Origin of the sequence: Bacteroides xylanisolvens XB1A (assembly GCF_000210075.1) — a bacterium.
Taxonomy (GTDB): domain Bacteria; phylum Bacteroidota; class Bacteroidia; order Bacteroidales; family Bacteroidaceae; genus Bacteroides; species Bacteroides xylanisolvens.
This window is the reverse complement of record NC_021017.1, coordinates 4,511,877-4,512,945: the sequence shown is the minus strand read 5'-3', so window position 1 is coordinate 4,512,945 and position 1,069 is coordinate 4,511,877. Positions and strand designations below refer to the sequence as shown.

The 1,069-nt window shown below is 42.9% G+C and carries 1 protein-coding gene; it reads left to right on the top strand.

Annotated features, from left to right (window positions below):
• On the top strand, positions 1 to 1,069 hold a 1,069-nt coding region (locus BXY_RS17255), incomplete at both ends, for an AAA family ATPase (protein WP_208946837.1).

Below are 1,069 nucleotides of genomic sequence, written 5' to 3'. Positions count from 1 at the left end.
AAACTTTGCCGTAGTTAATGCCGAATTAAATAGTTACCGGCAATCATTGGACGCACATTGCAACACAGAATTCAACTTTTTCTGTGATGTCTATGCGCAATATCTTCCCGAAGGGATAAAGGAAGAAATGAATAAGAAAAAGGGAGCCGTAGAGCAACTGGATTATCTATATAAAGAATGTGTCAAGACCAATCAACAGATTTATCTGTTCATTGATGAATACGACCACTTTACAAATAAAATCTTATCAGAGCCTGCCTGTCTGGAAGATTACAAGAGCGAGACACACGGAACCGGTTATCTGCGCAGCTTCTTCGATACGGTGAAAGCAGGCACGGACTCCACTATCAAACGTTGCTTCGTGACTGGTGTCAGCCCCGTCACGATGGACGATCTCACCAGCGGATTCAATATCGGCACCAATTATTCGCTCTCTCCGGAATTTAATGAAATGACCGGATTCAACGAAGAAGAGGTACGCGCAATGCTGGATTATTATGCCACTACCTGCCAGTTTCACCACTCTACCGACGAGCTGATAGAAGCTATGAAACCTTGGTATGACAACTACTGTTTCTCAGAGAAAAGTTATGGCGGTACTACAATGTACAACTCCAATATGGTACTCTACTTTGTGGATAATTACATCCGGAATGGAGGCTATATGCCACGTAATATGGTAGAAGAAAACATCCGCGTGGATTACAACAAACTACGAATGTTGATCCGCAAGGATAAAGAATTTGCTCATGACGCCTCGACCATCCAAACATTGGTGCAACAAGGATACATCACCGGTGAATTGAAAACTGGCTTCCCTGCCGAAACAATTGCAGAACCGGATAACTTTATCAGCCTATTATTCTATTTCGGAATGTTGACTATCAGCGGCACCAAACGAGGCAAGACATTATTAACCATTCCTAATCAAGTAGTACGTGAGCAACTGTACAGTTACTTACTAGATACTTACAACGAAGCAAATCTCCGCTTTGACAACTGGGAAAAGGGAGAACTGGCATCAGCAATGGCTTATGACGGCGACTGGAAAGCCTACTTCGACTATATC